Origin of the sequence: Infirmifilum lucidum, from assembly GCF_014876775.1 — an archaeon.
Classification (GTDB): domain Archaea; phylum Thermoproteota; class Thermoprotei; order Thermofilales; family Thermofilaceae; genus Thermofilum; species Thermofilum lucidum.
This window is the reverse complement of record NZ_CP062310.1, coordinates 685295-705631: the sequence shown is the minus strand read 5'-3', so window position 1 is coordinate 705631 and position 20337 is coordinate 685295. Positions and strand designations below refer to the sequence as shown.

At 59.6% G+C, this 20337-nt stretch carries 18 protein-coding genes; 14 read left to right on the top strand and 4 right to left on the bottom strand.

The features are described 5' to 3' along the window. Positions 1 to 13 precede the first annotated feature (13 nt). Positions 14 to 2206 carry an STT3 domain-containing protein gene (locus tag IG193_RS03875; protein ID WP_192819577.1) on the top strand — a complete coding sequence of 731 codons (2193 nt, stop codon included), beginning with the start codon at positions 14 to 16 and terminating at the stop codon, positions 2204 to 2206. Here IG193_RS03875 and IG193_RS03870 read toward each other — a convergent pair. From IG193_RS03870 to IG193_RS03855, 4 genes are all read right to left on the bottom strand, one after another. Further along, positions 2196 to 2387, bottom strand: a complete 192-nt coding sequence (locus tag IG193_RS03870) for an RNA-protein complex protein Nop10 (protein ID WP_225876117.1) — start codon at positions 2385 to 2387, stop codon at positions 2196 to 2198. The two genes, IG193_RS03875 and IG193_RS03870, sit on opposite strands and share 11 nt — an antisense overlap. A gap of 2 nt (positions 2388 to 2389) precedes the next feature. Further along, positions 2390 to 3190 (bottom strand): translation initiation factor IF-2 subunit alpha, encoded by an 801-nt coding sequence (locus IG193_RS03865; protein WP_192819576.1) that lies wholly within the window; start codon positions 3188 to 3190, stop codon positions 2390 to 2392. Positions 3191 to 3307: 117 nt separating this feature from the next. Then, the gene (locus tag IG193_RS03860; RefSeq protein WP_192819575.1) at positions 3308 to 3505 is read right to left on the bottom strand and encodes a 30S ribosomal protein S27e; all 198 of its coding nucleotides are present in this window, start codon (positions 3503 to 3505) and stop codon (positions 3308 to 3310) included. 3 nt (positions 3506 to 3508) lie between these two features. Next, complete coding sequence (locus tag IG193_RS03855) at positions 3509 to 3796, bottom strand: 50S ribosomal protein L44e (RefSeq protein WP_192819574.1); 288 nt, start codon at positions 3794 to 3796, stop codon at positions 3509 to 3511. Between the two features lie 104 nt (positions 3797 to 3900). On the opposite strand from IG193_RS03855, the gene IG193_RS03850 reads away from it, so the two are divergent. The 13 genes from IG193_RS03850 to IG193_RS03790 all read left to right on the top strand — a co-directional run bounded on the left by IG193_RS03850 (position 3901) and on the right by IG193_RS03790 (position 20336). Beyond that, a complete protein-coding gene (locus tag IG193_RS03850) occupies positions 3901 to 4233 on the top strand; it encodes a transcription factor S (RefSeq protein WP_192819573.1) in 333 nt (110 codons plus the stop codon). Positions 4234 to 4289: 56 nt separating this feature from the next. Then, the gene (gene pcn / locus IG193_RS03845) at positions 4290 to 5033 is read left to right on the top strand and encodes a proliferating cell nuclear antigen (pcna) (protein WP_192819731.1); all 744 of its coding nucleotides are present in this window, start codon (positions 4290 to 4292) and stop codon (positions 5031 to 5033) included. A 7-nt stretch (positions 5034 to 5040) separates the two neighbouring features. Next, on the top strand, positions 5041 to 6093 hold the full coding sequence (locus IG193_RS03840; RefSeq protein WP_192819572.1) for a hypothetical protein: 1053 nt from the start codon (positions 5041 to 5043) through the stop codon (positions 6091 to 6093). Next, complete coding sequence (locus IG193_RS03835) at positions 6094 to 7203, top strand: DNA primase small subunit domain-containing protein (RefSeq protein ID WP_192819571.1); 1110 nt, start codon at positions 6094 to 6096, stop codon at positions 7201 to 7203. Between the two features lie 198 nt (positions 7204 to 7401). Next, a complete protein-coding gene (locus IG193_RS03830) occupies positions 7402 to 12579 on the top strand; it encodes a carboxypeptidase regulatory-like domain-containing protein (protein ID WP_192819570.1) in 5178 nt (1725 codons plus the stop codon). Positions 12580 to 12631: 52 nt separating this feature from the next. After that, a complete protein-coding gene (locus IG193_RS03825; RefSeq protein WP_192819569.1) occupies positions 12632 to 13381 on the top strand; it encodes a P-loop NTPase family protein in 750 nt (249 codons plus the stop codon). Next, the gene (locus IG193_RS03820) at positions 13365 to 13877 is read left to right on the top strand and encodes a hypothetical protein (protein WP_192819568.1); all 513 of its coding nucleotides are present in this window, start codon (positions 13365 to 13367) and stop codon (positions 13875 to 13877) included. Before IG193_RS03825 ends, IG193_RS03820 begins: the two co-directional genes overlap by 17 nt. A gap of 42 nt (positions 13878 to 13919) precedes the next feature. After that, a complete protein-coding gene (gene rqcH / locus IG193_RS03815) occupies positions 13920 to 15740 on the top strand; it encodes a ribosome rescue protein RqcH (protein WP_192819567.1) in 1821 nt (606 codons plus the stop codon). Next, the gene (locus tag IG193_RS03810) at positions 15730 to 16428 is read left to right on the top strand and encodes a hypothetical protein (RefSeq protein WP_192819566.1); all 699 of its coding nucleotides are present in this window, start codon (positions 15730 to 15732) and stop codon (positions 16426 to 16428) included. Before rqcH ends, IG193_RS03810 begins: the two co-directional genes overlap by 11 nt. A gap of 9 nt (positions 16429 to 16437) precedes the next feature. Then, a complete protein-coding gene (locus tag IG193_RS03805) occupies positions 16438 to 16917 on the top strand; it encodes a Mut7-C RNAse domain-containing protein (RefSeq protein WP_225876147.1) in 480 nt (159 codons plus the stop codon). Beyond that, positions 16898 to 17542, top strand: a complete 645-nt coding sequence (locus tag IG193_RS03800; RefSeq protein ID WP_192819564.1) for a TIGR00296 family protein — start codon at positions 16898 to 16900, stop codon at positions 17540 to 17542. Before IG193_RS03805 ends, IG193_RS03800 begins: the two co-directional genes overlap by 20 nt. An 80-nt stretch (positions 17543 to 17622) precedes the next feature. Continuing rightward, positions 17623 to 18462, top strand: coding sequence for a thioredoxin family protein (locus IG193_RS03795; protein ID WP_192819563.1), 840 nt, complete (start codon positions 17623 to 17625; stop codon positions 18460 to 18462). Positions 18463 to 18530: 68 nt separating this feature from the next. Continuing rightward, positions 18531 to 20336 (top strand): ATP-dependent DNA ligase, encoded by a 1806-nt coding sequence (locus IG193_RS03790; protein WP_192819562.1) that lies wholly within the window; start codon positions 18531 to 18533, stop codon positions 20334 to 20336. The last annotated feature ends 1 nt before the right edge of the window (position 20337 follow it).

Here is a 20337-nt window from a genome sequence, read left to right as displayed (position 1 = left end):
AGCTCGTAACCCTGTGTCTGGCAGTGGCAAAATTCAAGGCAAGATTGCACCCGGCCTCAAGGCGGTGCTCAATGCGTTTGGGGATGCCCGGGTCGTCGTCGCCTCAATACTCGCCATAGCATTCACAGTAACGCTCCTAGCCCGCCTGGCCCCGCTCCACTGGGGCACCTACCTCAACGAGTTCGACCCCTACTACGAGTACTACCTCTCGGTGAAGATGCTCGAGAACGGCAACGGGAGCCTCCTAGGCGGCCTAGCCTGGTGGTACCACTGGTGGTTCGAGAACCCCAAGCCGAGGGACACGCTGTTCTGGGCGCCGAACGGCAGAGACCTCAGGGGTTCAAGCCAGCCCGGCGCGGCGTTCTTCACCGTGGCAACGTATGAGTTGCTGAGAGCCCTCGGCTTAGACGTTGACTTGTACTTCATCCACGGCATTACAGTCCCCGTAGGCGCCGCCTTTGCAGTGTTCACAGCATACCTGCTGGGCAGGGAGCTCAAGGACAGCAGGACTGGGGTGCTCTCAGCTGTACTGATAGCGCTGAGCTGGGCGTACATGTACAGGACTAATTACGGAGCAAAACACGAGGGCTTCGCTATACCGTTCATGCTTCTCGGATTCTACTTATTCCTCGTGGCGTACCGCAGGAGGTCTGTGCCCCTAGCTATACTCGCAGGGTTGTCGCAGGGGATGGTCGTACTGTCGTGGGGCGCATACCTCTATCCATGGAACTTCCTCGCACTCCTGTCTCTAGTATGGCTCTTAATGCACCACGACGACAGGACGCTGGCGAAAGTGTACATAGCTACGAACGCTGTCACGACTCTCTTCGTAGCCACGACACCCAGGTTCGGCCCGAAAACCGCGTTCCTGTCGCTCGTAGGCTTCCTGCCGCTCGCAACAACGGTGTTTGCGGCCTTCCTCCTCGTGGGCTTCTCTCGCGTCAGAACCATGAGCCCCTCCCAGCTCAGGAAGGCTGGTCTAGCCGTCCTAGGCGTACTGGCCGTCGCACTTGCGGTGGCTACACTCACGGGACTAACATCGCTCATCTCCGGCAGGATCCTCGCAGTAGTCCTACCCACGATTAGGGAGCCCGGCGTCACCACGGTGGCCGAGCACGCCGTGCCCTCGTGGAACCAGCTCTTCGACGACTTCCAGTCTTCGATAGTGTTCGGGATTTTCGCAGTATACCTCTACGCGAAAAGGATCAAGAACGACATCAAGGCCGCTTTTGCCTCGCTGTACTTCGCCACGTCGCTGTATTTCTCGTCCTCGATAGTCAGGCTAGTACTCCTCCTATCACCCGCCATAGCGGTAGTAGCGTCGATGGGCCTCGTAGAGCTCTTTGACAGGGTAGTTGAGGCGGCACGCCCCACGAGCTACAGGAGGCGCGGAGTATCAGGGGCATCCGGTGCCGTTGTCGCCCTCGTGCTCATAGTGCTCCTACTCCTATTCTCCCCATCGATTCTAGGCTCCAAGGTTCCACTATACTCCCACCAGCCAGCACTCATATTAACATCCTCGGTTCCCATGATAGACTACAGCTACCAGTACATGGATTGGATATCGGCGCTCGAGTGGATAAAGCTCAACGTCCCCCGGGACGCCACGATAGCCACGTGGTGGGACTACGGCTACTGGATAAGCGTAAACACTGGGCGCAAGACTACGTGTGACAACGCTACGATAGACACCAGGCAGATACAGAAGATAGCCAGGGCGTTCACGTCAGACGAGGAAACAGCGCTTAAGATATTCAAGGAGCTAAACGTGACGTACGTAGTAGTCTTCGAGCCCCTACAGTCCATCACGCTCTCAACGGGGATTAACGCCTACTTCTCCATGATCCACCCAGCCCTGGGCGGGGACATGGCTAAAAGCCCGCAGATGCTGAAGTGGATAGGCCTGGACGCCAGCGACTACATCTATGGGTACAGGAATGGCTCGTACGCCTATCTGGACCTTGGCGGCAACCAGAGGGTGTACCTGCTGGTTCCGGCTCCAACACCCAAGGCCCTCAACGCGACACTCTACAAGATGATCTACGCCAGGAACTACAAGCAGCAAGTATTCGTCTTCGACGCTTTCCTAGGACAGCTACAGGGCTACCACGGCCCCAACTACCTAATGCCCCCCCTCAAGCACTTCGAGCTGGTATACGTGTCAGAGCCAAACGGCTGGGTGAAAATATTTAAGGTTAAAGGCTAGACCCCCTTCCCGCAAGGGTCTCGAGCTTCATCTTTCTCCTGTACTCCCCGTAAGGGTCTTCCGGAGAAAACTTAGCCGGGTGGGCTGCCTTGAGCTCGCCGCCGCAGTAGGGGCACCTGTCCCGGCGCAGGGTGTACATCCCGCATACCGCGCACTTGTGCAGGAGTACGTGCCTCGCCACGCCTACTCCCCCTTGAGCTTCTCGTAAGAGAAGCTACAGCCCATGCTCCGAGCCACGCTCTCTATGGACTTCAAGATCTCCTGGGAGAGCCTCTCACCGTCCTTGTAGTTTAGCGCCTCGACGTCTAGCTTGTACCTCGGCGCGCCAATCGTGTAGAACCTCACGGCGGCGTTATGCGGCACCTCCACGCCCCCCTCCCACGAAGTGAGGGCCTTCTTGAGCGCGGGCAGCCCGCCCTCGAGACACTGCACGGTGACTATGTAGCTCATCTTGACTTTCGGCAGTTTAATGTTCTGCCTGGCTATCTCGGCTACAACTTCAGCCCACTTCTTCTCTACTCCGGCCTCTACAAGGGCCTCTTCACCCCTCAGGCTAGCTTCCTCTAGCCCCTTGAATATCTCCCCATAATAGTCTTCAAGCCTCCAGCCAACCTTCTCGTAGGCCTCGTCGAGAGTCTTCTTGAGCCTCTGCGCGGCGAGCTCGAGCATCTTCTCTGCCCTCTGAGCTCTCTTCCACTCGATAAGCTTCTCCCGTCTCTCGGCGTCCGAGACCCTCCTCAGAGACGCGTCTACCAGCTTCTTCGCGGGGTCAACGCGTATAACCTTGAAGACTGCCTTCTGCCTGACTCTGAGGACATCCCGGATGCTCCTGAACCAGGTGTGGCTCACCTCGCCCAGCGGCACGTAAGCCCTAAGCCCTCCATACTCGTCCAGCGTCACGAAAGCCCCGTGGTCATGGATCTCTGCGACAGTCCCAACCACAAGGTCGTTCAGACTCGGGATGCTTTCCCTCTTCCTGACCAACTATACCACCACTGCGAAAAACAACACGGCCTTGATATTTCTTCCGTTACAAACCGAGTGGGCCTGCCCCGCGCGGGGCAGCCCTCCTGCTCGAACCTTTCCGGGGAAACAAGCCTCCTAGGACAGGAACTCGAGTATCTCTGCCAGTATCAGGGCCTTGCCTCCCGTCGGCTGGATCAGGACACGGCCGCACTTGAAGCACTTGGCCTCGAGAGACGAGTGGCTGAACACCACCTGGACGTTCCCGCAGTCGGGGCACCTGACCATCACGAACTTACTTCTAGGCCTCGGGATCAGCTTCTCGACGTCGACCATGCGCTACCTCACCTTCTCGACTATCTCGAGCTTCTTCAGCCTGATACCCTCCCTGTGGATTGTGTACCCGCAAACCTTGCACTTAAGCTTCAAGACCTGCTTCTTCGTGACTTTTGCAGTCCTCTTCTGCTCGGGCTTCCTCTTAGACCCGTAGCCCTCCTGCTTCCTGAGGTACCTTCGCTGCCCCTCTGCCAGCGTCCTCCTCTTCCCGGCTTTGTAGAGCGTGACCTCGTGCTCCGTGTGCGTCTTACACCTTGGGCAATACGTCCTAATCACGCTGGGAACTTTCATCCACGACGCACCGTCTCCAAAACACGACCACTCGTAGAATTTAAAGATTTCCCAAGCAAAAAGCTTATAGAGTACGTACGTGGCGTAGCAGTCTAGGTGTCTGTATGGAGTTCTGCCCAAAGTGCGGCGGCGTAATGGTTCCCGAGAGAGTGGACGGCAGGAGGGTGCTGAAGTGCCGGAGCTGTGGCTACGTGAAAGAGGCAGACAATCCTGGTAGCAAGTACAGGGTCGTGGAGAGGATAGAGCGCCACCCGCTTGACAAAGTCGCTGTCTTCGACGTAGACGTCGCAACTCTCCCCGTCGTCCCATTCAAGTGCGAGAACTGCGGGAACGACAGGGCGTACGCGTACGAGGTTCAGACGAGGGCGGGGGACGAGCCAGCCACGAGGTTCTACATATGCACGAAGTGTCGGAAGGTCTACAGGGAGTACGCCTGAACCTTAAGTGATAACTTAATTATTTGGCGGTGCAGTGTCTATAACTGGTGCCTGGAATGGTAAAATTCACCTTCCCAGACGCGAGGGAGTGGAGGTACATCATCGAGAGCCTCGCAACGATAGTCGACGAGGCGAACTTCGTCGCCACCCCCGAAGGCCTCTCCCTCAGGGCGCTAGACCCCGGGAGGATTGCAATGGTGGATCTCTACATGCCCGCGGGCCTATTCGAAGAGTACTCTGTCGAGGCCGAGACGAAGATAGGCGTAGTCCTGGACGACGTGGACAAAGTACTGAAGAGGGCGAAGTCCGACGACAAGCTCGTATTCGAGGTCGGAGGCGGGAGGCTCACAATAGTCCTCCAGGGCAGGGCGGAGAGGAGGTTCAAGTTCCCGCTACTCGACATAGCGGGCCAAGAGCTACCGACCCCCAGGCTCAACTTCGCTGTCGCCGCGAAGATGCTCAGCGACACTTTCCGCGACGCCCTCAAGGACGCCTCCCTCGTCTCAGAGTCCGTCAAGCTGAAGGCCGAGGACGAGTCCCTCTACCTCTCGGCTAAGAGCGACAAAGGCGAGATAGAGTCGAAGTTCACCATAGAGTCCGGCAGCCTGCTGGAGATAGACGTCAGGGAGCCTGCCGAGGCGAGCTACGGGATAGACTTCCTCGAGAAGATAGTCTCCAAGGCATACAGGGTCAGCGACATCATGGCCCTCAAGTTCGCGACGAACATGCCACTCGAGATGACATTTGACATAGCAGGCGGAGGAACACTCAAATACCTGCTGGCCCCGCGCATGGAGTAGCCTGGAGATGAAGGCGGAGCCATTGCGCGTAGCGCTGACCACGGACGACTACGCCAGATACCCCTTTCTCCCGGACGCGCTCAGAGTCGTACGCGAGCTAGGCCTCACCCTAGAGGAGCTCGGCGAGACCCCTCTGGGCCTCCAAATCCTGGAGAACGCTAGGGGCAAGATTCTCTCAGTTATTGAGAACGGCACCTACCCCCCGCCAGGAGGGGATTACAGGCTGGAGGTCTCGGCGTTCACGACGGCCCTGCTAATACTCTCCCAGGTCGGCGACAGGGCGCTAACCGAGAAGTTTGCAGTGGCGTTCTCCAAGAGGGTCTTCGAGAGCATAGAGCAGGATGCTGTGAGGAGGCCCGAGCTCCTGCTCTACCTCGCAACAGTCTTCGGCTGGAGCCTGAGAGCGGGGAGCGGCGGCATAAGCATTCACTTCAAGGACTACGTCTACGCCCAGCCCGAGTTCACGGGCCCCTGGAAGCTCGTGAACAGGCCCCTATCCTCCGGCTACGTGGAAGTGGGCTGGCGCGAGCTCGCGAGGCTACTTCAGACGGGCGTGAAGAAGTACGTGGCCAGGCTCGTCGAGTCGGCATCAGTAGACCCGTCAGTAGTCCCCGAGAGGCTCTACGCTGTAGTAGAGGAAGTGTCGCAGAAGTGGGCCAAGACCAGGAGCGAAGTCCTGGCCTACGCCCAGGCGGGTTACAGGAAAGGCGACGCGACGGCGTTCCCGCCGTGCACCAGAGCACTCCTGGAAGACATCAAGAGCGGGAAGAACCTCACCCACAGCGCCCGCTTCGCTCTGGCCTCCTTCCTGCTCAGCGTGGGCTTCTCGGTGGAGGAGACACTCGAGGTCTTCAAGGCCTCGCCCGACTACAGGGAGGATTTAGCCAGGTACCAGGTAGAGCACATTGCGGGGCTGAGGGGCTCGAGGACGAAGTACACGCCGTACAAGTGCGACAACATGAGGAGCCTGGGCCTGTGCAGGTGGAACTGCCAGGGCGTCAAGCACCCCCTCCAGTTCTTCTACAGGGCCGTGAGGGGCAGGCCACCGAGGGTGGAGTGAGTGGATCAGGCCGGCATCGTGAGGCTCTTCAAGGCGTACTACGCGAGGAACACGGTGCCGCCCCCCAGCAGCATAGAGAAGAGGGAGTTCGCATTCAGCTTCTTCGACTCCCAGGGGATGGCCAGGCACATGGCCTTCAGGGACGCCGGCGAGCTCAACAAGTTCATAAGGGACAAGGTTCCCCAGCACGCCTACTACTCTACAGCGTACTACGCAGACCCCGCAGCCTCAGACATGGACGAGAAGGGCTGGCAGGGCGCAGATCTCGTCTTCGACATAGACGTCGACCACATAAACACCCCCTGCAAGCCGCTCCACGACACCTGGAAGTGCAGGAACTGCGGGGCAGAGGGCTGGGGGTTCGTGGAGAAGTGCCCCTCCTGCGGGAGCGACAGGGTAGAGAGGCAGACGTGGGTCTGCGAGCAGTGCATAAGCGTGGCGCGCGACGAAGTCCTCAAGCTCGTGGACATACTCGAGGAGGACTTCGGGATCTCGAGGGACGAGATGTACGTCGTCTTCTCCGGCCACAGGGGCTTCCACCTACACGTGGAGGACAGCGCGCTAGTAGACCTAGACCAGGAGGCGAGGCGCGAGATAGCAGACTACGTCAGGGGCCTAGGCATAGACCCGGAGCTCTACATCGCCAGGACTAGGGGAGGCTACACTTACAGGTACACCCCGGAAGACCCGGGGTGGCGCGGCCGCATAGCCAAGCTACTCCAGCTCAGGCCGGAGGCGGAGGGCAGGCTGTCCAGGGGGGAGCTGGAGAGGCTCATACTAGAGTGCGTCGCGGAGGCGAGGGCAAACATAGACGAGAAGGTGACAATGGACGTCAAGCGCCTGATAAGGCTACCGGGGACGCTTCATGGCAAGACAGGGCTGAAAGTCCTCCGGATGACAGTCCAGCAGCTCGAAGCGCTCGACGCCAGGGGCGTGCTCGAGAAGGCAATAGCGCTGCCCGACGAGCCCGTCAGGGTGGAGATGGACAAGTGGCCCAGGAAGATCCTAGCCACGAGCCTCCCAGACCAAGCCGGGGAGCGCACGCTGCCGCTATACCTCGCAGTTTACCTTGCGCTCAACGGGAAAGCCAGGGTACTCGGCCCAGCCTGAAAAAGTGGCTGGAGTTACGGGCGGGAGCGCCCCGCTTCAGAGGGGCGGTACTCCAGGCTGCAAGCCCAGCACGGGTAATTGCCAAAAGTCGAACTATTATTAGCTGGAAGACGGATTCTAAATCCCAGAAAAGGTCGCATATAAATACCCTGCAGGCCCAAAACCCTCTGAACCCCGAAAAGGGGTGAATGAGAGACTATGAGTAATAAATACCTATTAGGAGTACTTGCACTGGCAATCCTAGCACTAGCCCTAGCCTACACGGCACAAGCAGTACCCGTAAACCCCAATACCCAGTATGAAAAACTCCAGACACCCTGGGGTACGCCATTCGCGAACCAGAACGTAATAATAGTAATCTTCAACGAGACAGGTAACTGCCTAATCGCCTACGCCCAGGGCACAACAGACGCAAACGGCAAAATCCTGCTGAAGATTACAAGCCCAACACCCCTAGATACAGGACAAACAGGTAAATTCAACATCTCGGTGTTCTGGCTAGCCTACGGGAAAACGTTCCTCGTGAACACCACAAGGTATACAAGCACCACTGTTGGGAACTTATTCAACCAGACTATAAAGCTCACGTACCTCTGGAACTTCAGCTTCCAGGCACTCACGAACATTGCGGGCCAGGACGTGCCGCTCTACTACAAGGACCCCGAGAGCGGGCGCGAGGACAAAGCCTACTTCGAGGTCAGGCTAGACCCCAACGGGCCCATAGTCTTCTCCGACTACGGCGACTCTGGTGGTAAAACAGCTAAGACCTTCCTCGTGGGCGCCATACAGGTCGACATCAAGCCCACACTAGCCCCCAACTGCTACCACATCGAGAGCTACTGGAACACAACCTTCTACAAGGACATATACTGGATGCTAACCGGAGGCCCAACACCGCTCAAAGTAAAGGTCGGCAGCGAGACACTAAACTTCAGTATAACAGACTTCAATCTTGCATCCAACGGTAGCGCCACAGGAGCCAAGCTCGTCATTACCGAGAACGTACCCGGCAAACCTAGCACAACCGTGACTCTAAACCTGCCAGGTGAACAGGAAACAATAGGTGACAAAGCCTATACGTTCCTCGCCATAGTCACTGTCAACGACTTCTGCAACAATAGGCTCACGGGCTGGGAGTGGCCGCCCATAAGCGTCGAGTTCGTCAGCCCCAGCCTCGGCAAGCTCAGAGTAGGCAAGGTAGACCCCACGAACGGCACAGCCCCCGAGGAAGGCTATAAATACCAAGGTAGGATGTACTTCTGGCTGCCCAACACTACGCTGTTCTACAACGAGAAGCAGACGCTGAACATCGAGATCAATGGGATACAGGTCTTCACCTGGGCAATCAACACGACGAAACTAGCGAACGAGACGCTGACTATTGGCGGCACAAAATATAAGGTTATCAATGCAACTAAGATCGCGCCGCAAGTCTGGAACTTCACGGTCAGGGTGTCCGTCGTCAAGGTGCAGGCGGTAGTCAAGGACAGCGGCGTCACGGCCGTGCAGCCGCTAGAGGGCGCCATGGTCGTGTTGCAGGCCCCAGGCTACGACCCCATAAACACCTACACCGACGGGGCCGGCTACATAAGGTTCCCGCCTTTCACTATTGCTGCTGGCGGCTCCACGCAGGGAGGCACGCCGGTCATCACCAGGACGGGCAGTAGCCCAGGCTACCTGCCAGTGCCGTTCACCTTCGCGACGACGGGCAAGCTGTACACCTACACAGTCAAGATATACTACGCGCTGCCGGGCACGGAGGTCTTCGTGGACGTCACGCCCGACAACAACAAGATGGATCTCAACCTGACAAAGTACATCACCACTTGTGGAGTCCAGAGCTTCACCTTCATAGCGAAGGTCTACAACGTCAACATTAAAGCTATAGACCTCTGCAACAGGCCCATAACTAGCGTCGACGACCCCAACGCGACGCTCATACTGACTTACACGCCGCCGGCAGACACACCTGTAACATTCAGCGTCGGCCTGGGCAAGGACGGCTACGTCTTCCTGGGCAAGGTTCCCGGCGGGAACTTCACGGTCAAGCTAGCCTTCAAGGGCGTCCTCATGGATCCCATTAGCGGCCCGACACCGCTCACAGTGACCGGTAACATCGTCAACGCCAGCGCCGCGACGTACACGTTCCCAGTAGGCGACATCAAACTGAAGGTCGTGCAGTGGGACGACAAGTCCCCGCTCGTGAACATAAGCGTGTACCTGGACTTCTACAAGGGCGCGCTCAGGACGTACCACATGGAGGGCGTCTCCGACTGCAACGGCCTAGTAACGTTCGAGAAAATACCCCTCAAGGTAGACCCGGCCATCAACTCGATAATAGTGACTCTGAAGACTAGGCTGGACACGCCCTACATCAGGAAGCCCAAGGACGTCGGCCTAGTCGTTGGCAAGTGGGATCTCACGAAGGTAATAGCCGGGCAGGCCCCAGCATGTGTCCTCGGGCCCCTCGAGGTGCCGGCCTGGATATTCAGCTTCACGCTCGAAGCCGTGGACCACAACGGTAACGTCCTGACCGAGCTGCCAACGAGCAACGGTACGGCCCCCGTGATCGTGGCGCTCAACGACACCTACACGGCCACCGAGCACAACGTGACCCTCGTGTGTATTACTGGCCCCGGCTGCCTCTGCTGGCCCAACATCGAGGTGACCTACAAGATATTCAACGCCACGGGCAACCCCGGCACGCCTTGGGGCAACGGGATGAGCAAGGCAGTCTTCAGGTTCACGGGCACGCAGTGGGACAATTCCAAGTACCCGCACCTCTTCATCGCCGGCGCTAAGTACAGCTTCATAGTCTGGTACAGCGGCGTAGTCGTGTACAACTACAACTTCACCCTGCCGGCGCCGAGCGAGCCGCTTGACTACAGCAAGGTCATAAGCAGCCAGGTTATACTCTTCAACGAGACGACAGGCGAGCAGACCCTAGTTGAGACGGACAAGCTAGACTACACGTGGATACTAGACGCCCAGGGCAGGACTGAGCACCCGATAGTCAGGTTCTACGGCGCGCCCTTCGGAGCCGGCAGGTACAGCATAAGGCTACAGCTCGTGACCTGGGTCGTCAACCTCGACGTCTACACCGTCAGCAAGCTGGGCGCGGGCCTAGTGCCGGGCCTTAACTTGACCCTTGGCAGGTGGGATGCGCTCAACTGGAGTACTCTGCTCGCAGGAGGCTACGACACGATAGTCAAGCCCACAGGCCTCACCTGGGGCGTGCTGGCCTGGAGCGCTGTCGACGGCAACGGCGACGGTGTCATAAGCATACCTGTTGCAATCTGGATGCCTAACCACAAGGTTGCAGGGACGTGGGTCAAGTTCGGCACAGGTATAGGCGGCCTTGTCGTGCTTGCGGGGAAGAAGTACGGGACGCCGAACGTCCCCGACACGCCGCTGTCCTTCACTAACCTGTTCACCTTCTACGGGTACGTTGTAGGCCCGTACAACATCACACTAGACTCCTTCACACCCAGCTCGTGGGAGGCTAGCCCAGCCTGGTACAAGTTCTATGGTGGCAAGTGGGTTGGGCCGTTCCGCGGATCCAACGTAGACTACATGCTCGGCAACGGCTGGAACGTCACCTACTGGAGCGGCGCGGCGAAGGTAGTCTACACTACTGCGATGGAGGGCTTCTGCGTCCAAGTCTTCGGCAAGGACATACGCGACAGGACTGTAGCCCTCGCAAACCAGCCCGTGACAGCCGTTGCAGTAGGCACAACCGGCGCGACCTCGACGCTCTCAACAGTGTACACTGATAGCGATGGTAAAGCGGGCTTCTACCCGAGCAAGGGCGCCACCGTGGCGACGCCGGTTGGCAGCCTGCCAGTCTTCACGGGCAACCTCGCATTCCTCGGAATAAGCGGCCTCAGGTACACGCTGTCAACGCAGCTCAACTTCGACGACGTGCTCAAGCCATACGGGCTCAGGACGACTGATGTCATGGATCCAGACACGCTGACAAGTACCGTAGCATTCACTCTGGCGAACAACATGCCTGGCGGCGCCTGCGTGCCGCTGGTCTGGGACGCTATAAAGGTGACTGTGTTCGACTGGTCCGGCAAGCCGCTCCAGAACGCCATGGTCGCGGCCGTGCTCAGGAGCCCGAGGGCCAAGGCCATACCCAGCGTCATAGGCTTCACGGACGCCAACGGTAACGTAGTACTGCTCGTGCCGCCGGCGGGCACCCCGCCGGACACCCACACCCAGAAGTACCAGCTCCTGGTGTACTGGCGCGACAGCTACCTGCTCCGCGCCGCCGGCAAGATACCCAAGGAGATAGTCATATTCGACACATACACTGACTACGACAGGCCGAGGGACTACGCCCCAGGCGAGGGCACGACCCTCGAGACCTTCGTGTACGTCGCGAAGCTCGTCCTGAGGAACGCCCAGGGAGGCGCTCTCAGCCCTGCTATACTTGACAAGATCACGGTGACCGTCACGTGGCCCGACAGCGTCGTCACGCAGGACAAGCCTGCAACCGATGGAAGCGTCATACTCAGGCTGGCCAAGGACATCGTCAAGAGCTGGCCGTTCGACCCGAGCAGCAAGTACAGCCCCGAGACGCCTGCTGACCACGGCCAGGCGCCTCACGGAGCATATCAGGTCAGCGTCGACCTAGCGGGCGTAGGGACTGTCGCGAAGCAGTCCATCAAGATCGAGAAGGGCAGGTTCGAGACGAGCCTCCAGGTCTTCGAGGTCAGGCTCGACATCTACGACGTCAAGCTGACGTTCACGACGCCGTTCGGCACGTCGATGGCTAGCGCGACGGTCACCATAACCACGCCCGACGGCAGGAAGATAACTGACGCCCTAGACAGCACTGGCAGCATAACGGTCAGGGAGGTTCCGCCTGGCAAGATCTCCTTCAGTGTTGACAGCTGGAAGGGTATTCCTGTGGCCTACACTGGCTCTGTTGACAGGCAGCCGGCAGTCGGGATCACGGTGCCCAAGATCGGCAAGCTAACAGTGAAGGTTCTCGGCGCTAGGGGCCAGGGCATTGAGGGCGCGACAGTAGCGGTCGAGAAGGTCGGCACGTTCACGACAGACGCGAGCGGAGTCGTGACAATGGAGATACCCGAGGGCACCTATGCAATCACCGCGGGCAAGGGCGGCAGGACTGCTAGCGCCACGGCCACGGTCACTGGCGGCAAGGAAGCTGTGGTCGAGCTCAAGCTCGACATATTCCTCACTATCGCCGGCTGGGAGATGAGCAGCAGCGAGTTCCTCGGCCTCATACTGCTCCTAGTACTCCTCGTCCTCGTGATCTTCATAATCGCCCACGAGTACAGCGTCTACAGGCGCCGCAGGCTCGCCAAGGTCATTGCTCCAGCTGAAGCTGGGACTCAAGTCCGCTAAAAGGCCTCTAAACCAAAAATTAACTTTTTTACCTTTTTCCATTTTTCTAATTGTGCCTGTTCCAGATGTACTGGGAATTCTCCCCGTACCCCCGTACCCGAGGCGCGGTGTAGAGTATCGCGAGGCCCCCGCTATACTGAAGACGGGGGTTAGCGCTCTAGACGCAGTGCTGGGCGGGGGGCTAGAGCCAGGCTGTGTCTACGACTTCTCTGGGGAGGCCGGTGGCGGCAAGACCCAGCTCTGCATGCAGCTGTCCGTTAACGTCCAGCTCCCGGTGGACAGCGGGGGCCTGGGGAAGAGGGCTGTCTTCGTAGACACGAGGGGCGACTTCGCGCCCGAGAGGGTTATTGCGATCGCCTATGCCAGGGGGGTTGAGCCCTCGGAGGCCCTGTCGGGGATAACCTACGCGCGCGCCCTGAGCCTCCAGCACCTCCTCGTGCTACTGGAGAAGGCGCTCGTGGAGGTCGTCTCGGGGGACGCGGGCCTCCTCGTCGTCGACGAGCTCACCGGGCTCATACGCTCCGAGTCCCTAGACCCGAAGGAGAGGGTTGAGGCGTACTCGAGCGTGGTGAGGGCCTTGTGGCGCGTCGCCCGCGCGGGGTCTATCGTCGTGGCAACTAGGGATGTTGTCTCGCATGACGGCGTCTCGCCTGCAGGCGGCGCGCACCTAGACGGTTACGCCTGCCTCTCATTGTTGCTGAAGCGGAGGGGGGAGCTCAGGGACGCCGTCGTTCTGTCTAGCCCCTGGCCCCGCGCGTCGGCAACGTTCAGGATAGGTGAGGGGGGTGTCGAGGAGCCTTAAAAGCCTCCTGTCTGGCGGCTTCGTGCTCGAGCTGGCGGGCAGGCCGGGGTCTGGCAGGCGCGAGGCCGCCCGCAGGCTCCTGTCAGCCCTGGGCGGCACTGCCCTCTACCTCGACTACTCCGGAACCTACTGGCGCTCCCGCGGCGGGTGGGGCGGCGTCTCCTTTGAGTCTCCCGGCGACCCACTCGAGCTCCTCTCTGCATTTTCCACGGCCGGGGAGGGCGTAGTCGTCCTCGACAGTATTCCAAGGGTCTTCCACGCCTTCGACCTCGAGTACAGGGCTAGGTGGGGGCTCGTAGCCTCGCTCTTGGGCCTCGCCGTGGACAGGGCTTCGAGGGGCCTGGGCTCCATATTCATAAACTACTGGAGCGGGGGGAGGAGCTTCGGCGAGCAGGTCTTCTCGGCCTACTACACCCACAGGGCCCTGGTCGCCAGGCAGGACGGGCGCCTCGCGCTGGACTTCTACTGCCCGTCCAGGGTAGTGCTGGAAGTGTAGGCCGGGGTAATGCTATTTAGTGACATACGCGCCCACAACACCGTGTCGGCTGTGGGGGGCAGGAGGAGTGTAAGCCTGCTCGACGTGTACAAGCTCTGGGACTTGTTTGCGAGCTTGGAAGGCTCGAGGCTCGCGAAGGCCCTAGTCCAGGGCAGCCTCACAGTCCTGCAGTTCTCGTCTGGCGTCATGCTCTTCCACCCAAGGCGCGGGGCGTGTCCCGCTCTAGGGGGCGTGGAGCTGGCAAACCCCTCCCGCTTGAAGCCCCTCAGAGACCTGGAGGGCAAGCGCGTAAACGCTGTGAGCGTTGTAAACGACGACAGGGCGCTGGCGCTGGACTTCACGGGCTTCACGCTCGTACTAGAGTGGGTTAGAGAGGGGAACATAGTCCTCCTCGACGCAGGCTGGAAGGTACTCTACGCTCTCGAAGAGAAAACCATGCGCGACAGGGCTATAAGGAGGGGCGAGCCCTACAAGCCGCCCCCGAAGCTGGCTGACTTCTCGGCGCCGCCGTGGGAGGTTGTAGAGAAGGCTTCTTCGCTGAAGCGCAGGAACGTGGTGACTGCCCTCTCTCAGGCCTCCTCCCTGCCGCCAGAAGTCGTCTACGAGGCGGCGTTCCGCCTAGGCGTAGACCCGCAATCGAAGCTCAGCTCAGCAGAAGACGCTGTAAGAGTCCTCGAGGAGGCTAGAGAGATATACCTAGAGGCCCTAGCCGATAAGAGGAGCGGCTACAAGGTTGAGACTGGGGGCGGGTTTGAAGTGTACCCGTTCAAGCCACTACACCTAGGCTCCGGGCCCGTCCCGGTTGACTTCCAGGAGGAGTTCCCGCCATACATGTCTAGGCTCATGCTCCCGGAGGAGGTGGCGGCCGGGGCTACGCCGGCTGATAGAGCTGAGGAAGCGTTGAGGACTATCGAGGCCTCTGCCAGGCTCCTCATGGAGAATGCGCCCAGAGTCCAGGAAGTGATAGACTACTACAGGGCGCTCAGAGAGCAGGGCTCTACCTGGCGGGCAATAGAGGAGGAGGTCGCGGCGAAGTACCCTGAAGTCAAGGGCTTCAACCACGCTAAATGGTCTATAACCCTCACGCTCGGGGGCGTCGACATTGAGGTCGACGCCAGGAGGAGTGCCTACGCCAACGCCGAGGCTCTCTTCGAGAAGGCGAAGTCCCTGAGGGCGAAGATGCCTCTACTTGCAGCGAGCAAGTCCGAGCCAAAGAAGGTTGTTGTTCCAGCTAGGAGGGCTGGGGGAGGGCCCTGGTACAAGGACTTCAGGTTCTTCTTCACGTCTAGCGGTTTCCTAGTGGTCGCCGGGAAGTCTGCGGGCCAGAACGAGTTGCTGGTCAGGAGGTACATGGAAGAGCACGACATATTCCTCCACGCCGACATACACGGGGCGCCCTCGACCATACTGAAGACGGGCGGCCGGGAGGTTCCCGAGAAGGACATCTTCGAGGCCGCGCAGTTCGCCGCGTGTTACAGCAGCGCCTGGAAGGCCGGCCTCATGGCCGTAGACGTCTACTGGGTTCCCGCCACGCAGGTCTCGAAGGCCGCGCCCAGCGGCGAGTACCTGGGCAAGGGCGCCTTCATGATATACGGCAAGAGGAACTGGATACGCGGGGTGCCGCTAGAGCTACTTGTCGGCTCCAGCGGGGGCGCTCTCGTGGCCCTTCCTGTGTCCCGTAGCCCCGAAGAGGGGTGTTTCCTCAAGCTCACCCCTGGGCCGCTGGCGAGGGAGCTCACAGCCAGAAAGGTTGTAGACTTCCTCAGGAGGGAATGCGGGGTTAGAGCCGGGCTCGAGGAAGTCTTGAAGCTACTGCCCGCCGGCACCTTCCACGTGGAGAGGTGGGTGAGGGTTGGGGGCTAGCTACAGCGAGGGTGTCTTGAAGGCGGGGGGGCTACGGGACGCGCTCGACAAGATGAGAGAGGAGGCTTTCACGAGCCTGGTGGTTTCGCTTGGGGGCGAGCTACTCTACCTCGGGTCAGTGCTGACCCGAGTAGTGGGCGGCAGGAGCAGCGTTACGGTCGTCACAATATCGGGCGTGCCGGGGTTTAGCGCGGCCTTGAAGCGCGTCTCGTCCGGCCAGTACTTGGTGTCGAGGAGGGAGGGCAGGGCCTACACGCCCCGCTCCCTCTCACTCTACATACTTGAGAGCGGCATGCTCGGCGAGTACGCATTCCTGGAGAGGCTCAAGCCCTATAGCCTGCCGTGCGTGAGGTGCAACTCCACGCTCAAGACCGCCGTTAGGGTTTTCCTCGATACCGGCGCGATAGCCCTCCCCGTCTGCTACGCTGGCGGCGTCTATAAGCTCGTGACAGTGGCTGATGTGGCGTACTACGCCCTGAGCCGTAACTTAAAGGCTCCCAAACTGCTCTCGACGAGAGTTTCACGCGTGGCCGGAGCGCTCTTCGAGCCAGACCACTTGGAGTCCATGGATCTGGCAGAGGCCCTCAGGAGGTACTCCATGATCCTGGTTCGAGAGGGCAATAGAACATACTTTTTCGACTCCTCGAGCCTGCAGAAGGCCCTGCCGAGCCTAGCGGGTGTGGCGTAGTTGGAGGTAGTGGTAGACGGGATGCTGGGCAAGCTCGCGCGGTGGCTCAGGCTGGTGGGCGTGAGGGCCCTGTACTACTCCGGGGCAGACGATAGGGAGATCGAGACCCTGCTGGAGCAGAAGCCCGGGCTCCTCTTCCTGACCAGGGACAAAGCCCTCCAGAGGCACCTCTCCAGGAGGGGCTTCAAGGCGCTCCTGGTGCCCGAGGGCAGGGAGGAGGACGTCCTCGCGCACGTCTTCCAGAGGCTGGGCGTCGAGCCTATCTTCAGGCCTGAGAGAGCCCTCTGCTCTATATGCGGCTCCCCGCTCGCGCGTGCCTCGCGGGAGGACGTTGCCGGCCTCGTACCGGCCAGAGTTCTGGACGCGTACAGCGAGTTCTACGTGTGCACAGGGTGTGGACAAGTTTATTGGCTCGGCACGCATATTAGGGAGATTGAGAAAACTCTGGAAAAAGTGAGGTGCATAGTCTATGGGAAAGCTCTCTGCTGAGGAGGGCGCCTTCCTGGTGAGGCTCGCCAGGAGGGCTGTCGAGGAGTACCTCGAGAGGGCGGTGATAATCGACCCGCCATCAGACACCCCTAGGAGCCTCCTCGAGAAGTCCGGGGTTTTCGTCACGATCGAGAGAATCGTGGTCAACCCGGTGACCAGGCAGGCTAGGCGGGAGCTGAGGGGCTGCATAGGTTATCCCGAGCCTCTATTCCCCCTAGCCGAGGCCACTATTCGCTCGGCCATAGCCGCTGCGACAGAAGACCCGAGGTTCCCGCCGGTCACGCCCAGGGAGCTAGACGAGGTCGTATTCGAGGTCAGCGTCCTGACGAAGCCCGAGCCAGTACAATATGCGGACTACAGAGAGTTACTCGACAAGGTGAAGGTGGGGCGGGACGGGCTCCTCGTGGAGTACGGGCTTGCTAGGGGCCTCCTGCTGCCACAAGTCCCGGTGGAGGAGGGGTGGGACGTCGAGAAGTTCCTCAGTTACTCGTGCCTCAAGGCAGGGCTCCCGGAGGACTTTTGGAGGACGGGCAGGCTTAAGGTCTACACTTTCCAGGCGCAGATATTCGTCGAGGTGACGCCGAGGGGAGACGTCACGGAGAGGCTCCTCGAAGTACCCCTCTAGGCCCTACTGGAGTTCATTCGAAAAGATAACTTAATTATTATGTCCGTCGAGAGACAGTGTAGGAGCTAGTGGTGGGCTAAGTGGTCAAAGAGATTAAAGTATTCCTCCCGCGCGACCACAGAGCCCAGGAGATGCTCGACGCATTCAAAGCCGAGCTAAACGCTATCCCGAGAGGCGAGAGACCCAAGCTCATGGTGAGGCTACTCAGCCTGAAGGATCCGTCGAAGTTCGAGGAGTGGCTCCAGAGCCTCGAGGAGGTCTTCGGCGGGATATACGTGGCCGAGTTCAAGAAGTACGGCATTAGAGCAGTACCAGCAGTCGTGGTCGACGGCGAGAAGGCGGTCGAAGGCAGGTACCTGAACCGCCAGGAGATAAGGCTCCTGGTACAGGGCCTGTCCCCGGAGCTCGCGAGCATAGCGCCGCTCGAGGCACAGCCGGAAGAAAGGCTCCCACAAGCAGAAGCCCCCCGTAGAGAGATAGGGGCCTCACAGGCCGTGAAGCCTGTTGCGCCACAGCCTAGGGAGCCAGCTGAAGCGCCGCCTCCCATCGAGCTGGCCCCAGTAGAAGTTCCTGTAGAGCAGGAGCCTAGGCCCGTACAGCCCGCCAAACCGCAGGCCAAGTCACTGCTCCAGCCGCAGCAGGCTAGGCCCCGGCCGCCCCAGCAGGCCCCACAGTACCCTAAACCCCTGCCCGGTACTCAACGACTTGAGCAGAAGCAGCAGGTAAAGCCGGAGCCCCAGCAGGCCCGAGAGCCGCAACCGCAACCCGTAGCGCAACAGCCCCCTGCTCAGGCCAGAGAGCTAGCGGGAACCTGCTTCACGTGCCTCTTCTACGACCAGGCCAGGAGCAGGTGTAAGCTCCTACACGTCGTGGTTCCAGACCCCCACAACCCGCCGTGTGGTAGGAGGAGGCCACGCTAGAGGCCAGCCGTACAGCTAGCCGGGTCAAACCTTTTAATCCGGGCTAGCATTAATATAGCTGGGTTGACATGTCTCAAAGTGATCTGCCGTACAGCGTTCTAGTAGAGTTCTACGAGAAGATCGAGAGCACGTCCAGCAGGCTTGCCATGACAGACTACCTCGTCGCCCTGTTCAAGAAGACGCCCGTAGAGGTGCTGGACAAGGTGGTATACTTGACCCAGGGGCAGTTGAGGCCCGACTACGAGGGTGTCGAGCTGGGCGTTGCCGAGAAGCTCACGCTCAGGGCAATATCTAAGGCTACAGGTGTCCCGCTAAAGACAGTTGAAGAACTCTACAAGAAGGTCGGCGACCCAGGTCTCGTTGCTGAGCAGTTGCTTTCCAGGCCGAAGCAGGCCACCGGCCTGCTAGGCTTCATAGGGCAGGAGGGCCTTAAGCACGAACTCACGATCTCCCAGGTCTACAGCTCCCTCATGAAGATAGCCCTAGCTACAGGCGAGGGCAGCCAGGACACTAAGGTAAACACCCTCGCGGGCCTGCTATCCGACGCTAAACCCAAGGAGGCCAGGTACATCGTTAGGACGGTTACAGGTAGGCTCAGGCTGGGCATAGCCGACATGACTATACTAGACGCCCTAGCCGTGGCCTTCACGGGGTCAAAGGCCGCTAGAGAGGTGGTAGAAAGAGCCTACACGAAGAGGCCGGATCTAGGCTTCATCGCGAAGGAGCTGGCTTCAAACGGGCTGGAGGCTATTAAAGCGATAAAGATCGAGGTCGGCGTCCCAGTACTGCCCATGCTTGCCGAGCGGCTCAGCGACCCAGCAGAGATACTCGAGAAGCTGGGGGGCCAATGCCTCGCAGAGTACAAGTACGACGGCGAGAGAGTGCAGGCGCACAAGAAGGACGAGAGAGTCTGGCTCTTTAGCAGGAGGCTGGAGAACATAACACACCACTACCCCGACGTCGTGAACTTCGTGTCTATGCTTAAAGCAGAGGAGGCTGTCGTAGAGGGCGAGATTGTAGCATACAACTCAGACACCGGGGAAATGCTCCCCTTCCAGGAGTTAATGCACCGGAGGAGGAAGTACGACGTGGACAAAGCGATGAAGGAGTACCCCGTCAGAGTGTACCTCTTCGACATAATCTACCTCGACGGCCAGGAGCTCATCGAGAAGCCGCTCCCGGAGCGCAGGAAAATACTGGAGTCCATAGTGCCCGCGGGCAGCGAGGACATATTGCTCTCCAAGGCGAGGCTCGTCGACAACGCGAAGGATCTCCTCTTGTTCTTCGAGGAGGCTATAAGCGAGGGCTGCGAGGGCGTGATGTGCAAGTCTGTATCAGGCCAGAGCGTGTACCAGATGGGCGCGAGGGGCTGGCTTTGGATAAAGTTCAAACGCGACTACAGAATGGAGATGACGGACACCGTAGACCTCGTAGTGGTCGGGGCTTTCCACGGCAGGGGCAAGAGGGCTGGGACGTATGGCGCTCTCCTTATGGCCGCCTACGACCCCCAGAGCGACACTTTCAAGACCGTCTGTAAAGTCGGTACGGGCTTCACCGACGAGGATCTAGCCAACCTGCCTAAGCTCCTCGAGCCATACCGCATACCGCACCGCCACCCCAGGGTTGTCTCCAGGATAGAAGCGGACGTCTGGTTTGTACCAGCTGTTGTTCTCGAGATTATAGGAGCCGAGATCACTCTCAGCCCACTCCACACCTGTGCCCTCGGCAAAGTAGAGCCCGAGTCAGGCCTGGCAATTAGGTTCCCGAGGTTTACGGGCAGGTATAGGTTCGACAAGAAGCCGGAGCAGGCGACGACGGAGGCTGAGCTCATGGAGATGTACAAGTCGCAGCGCAAGACGGCTCTCCAACAGTAGC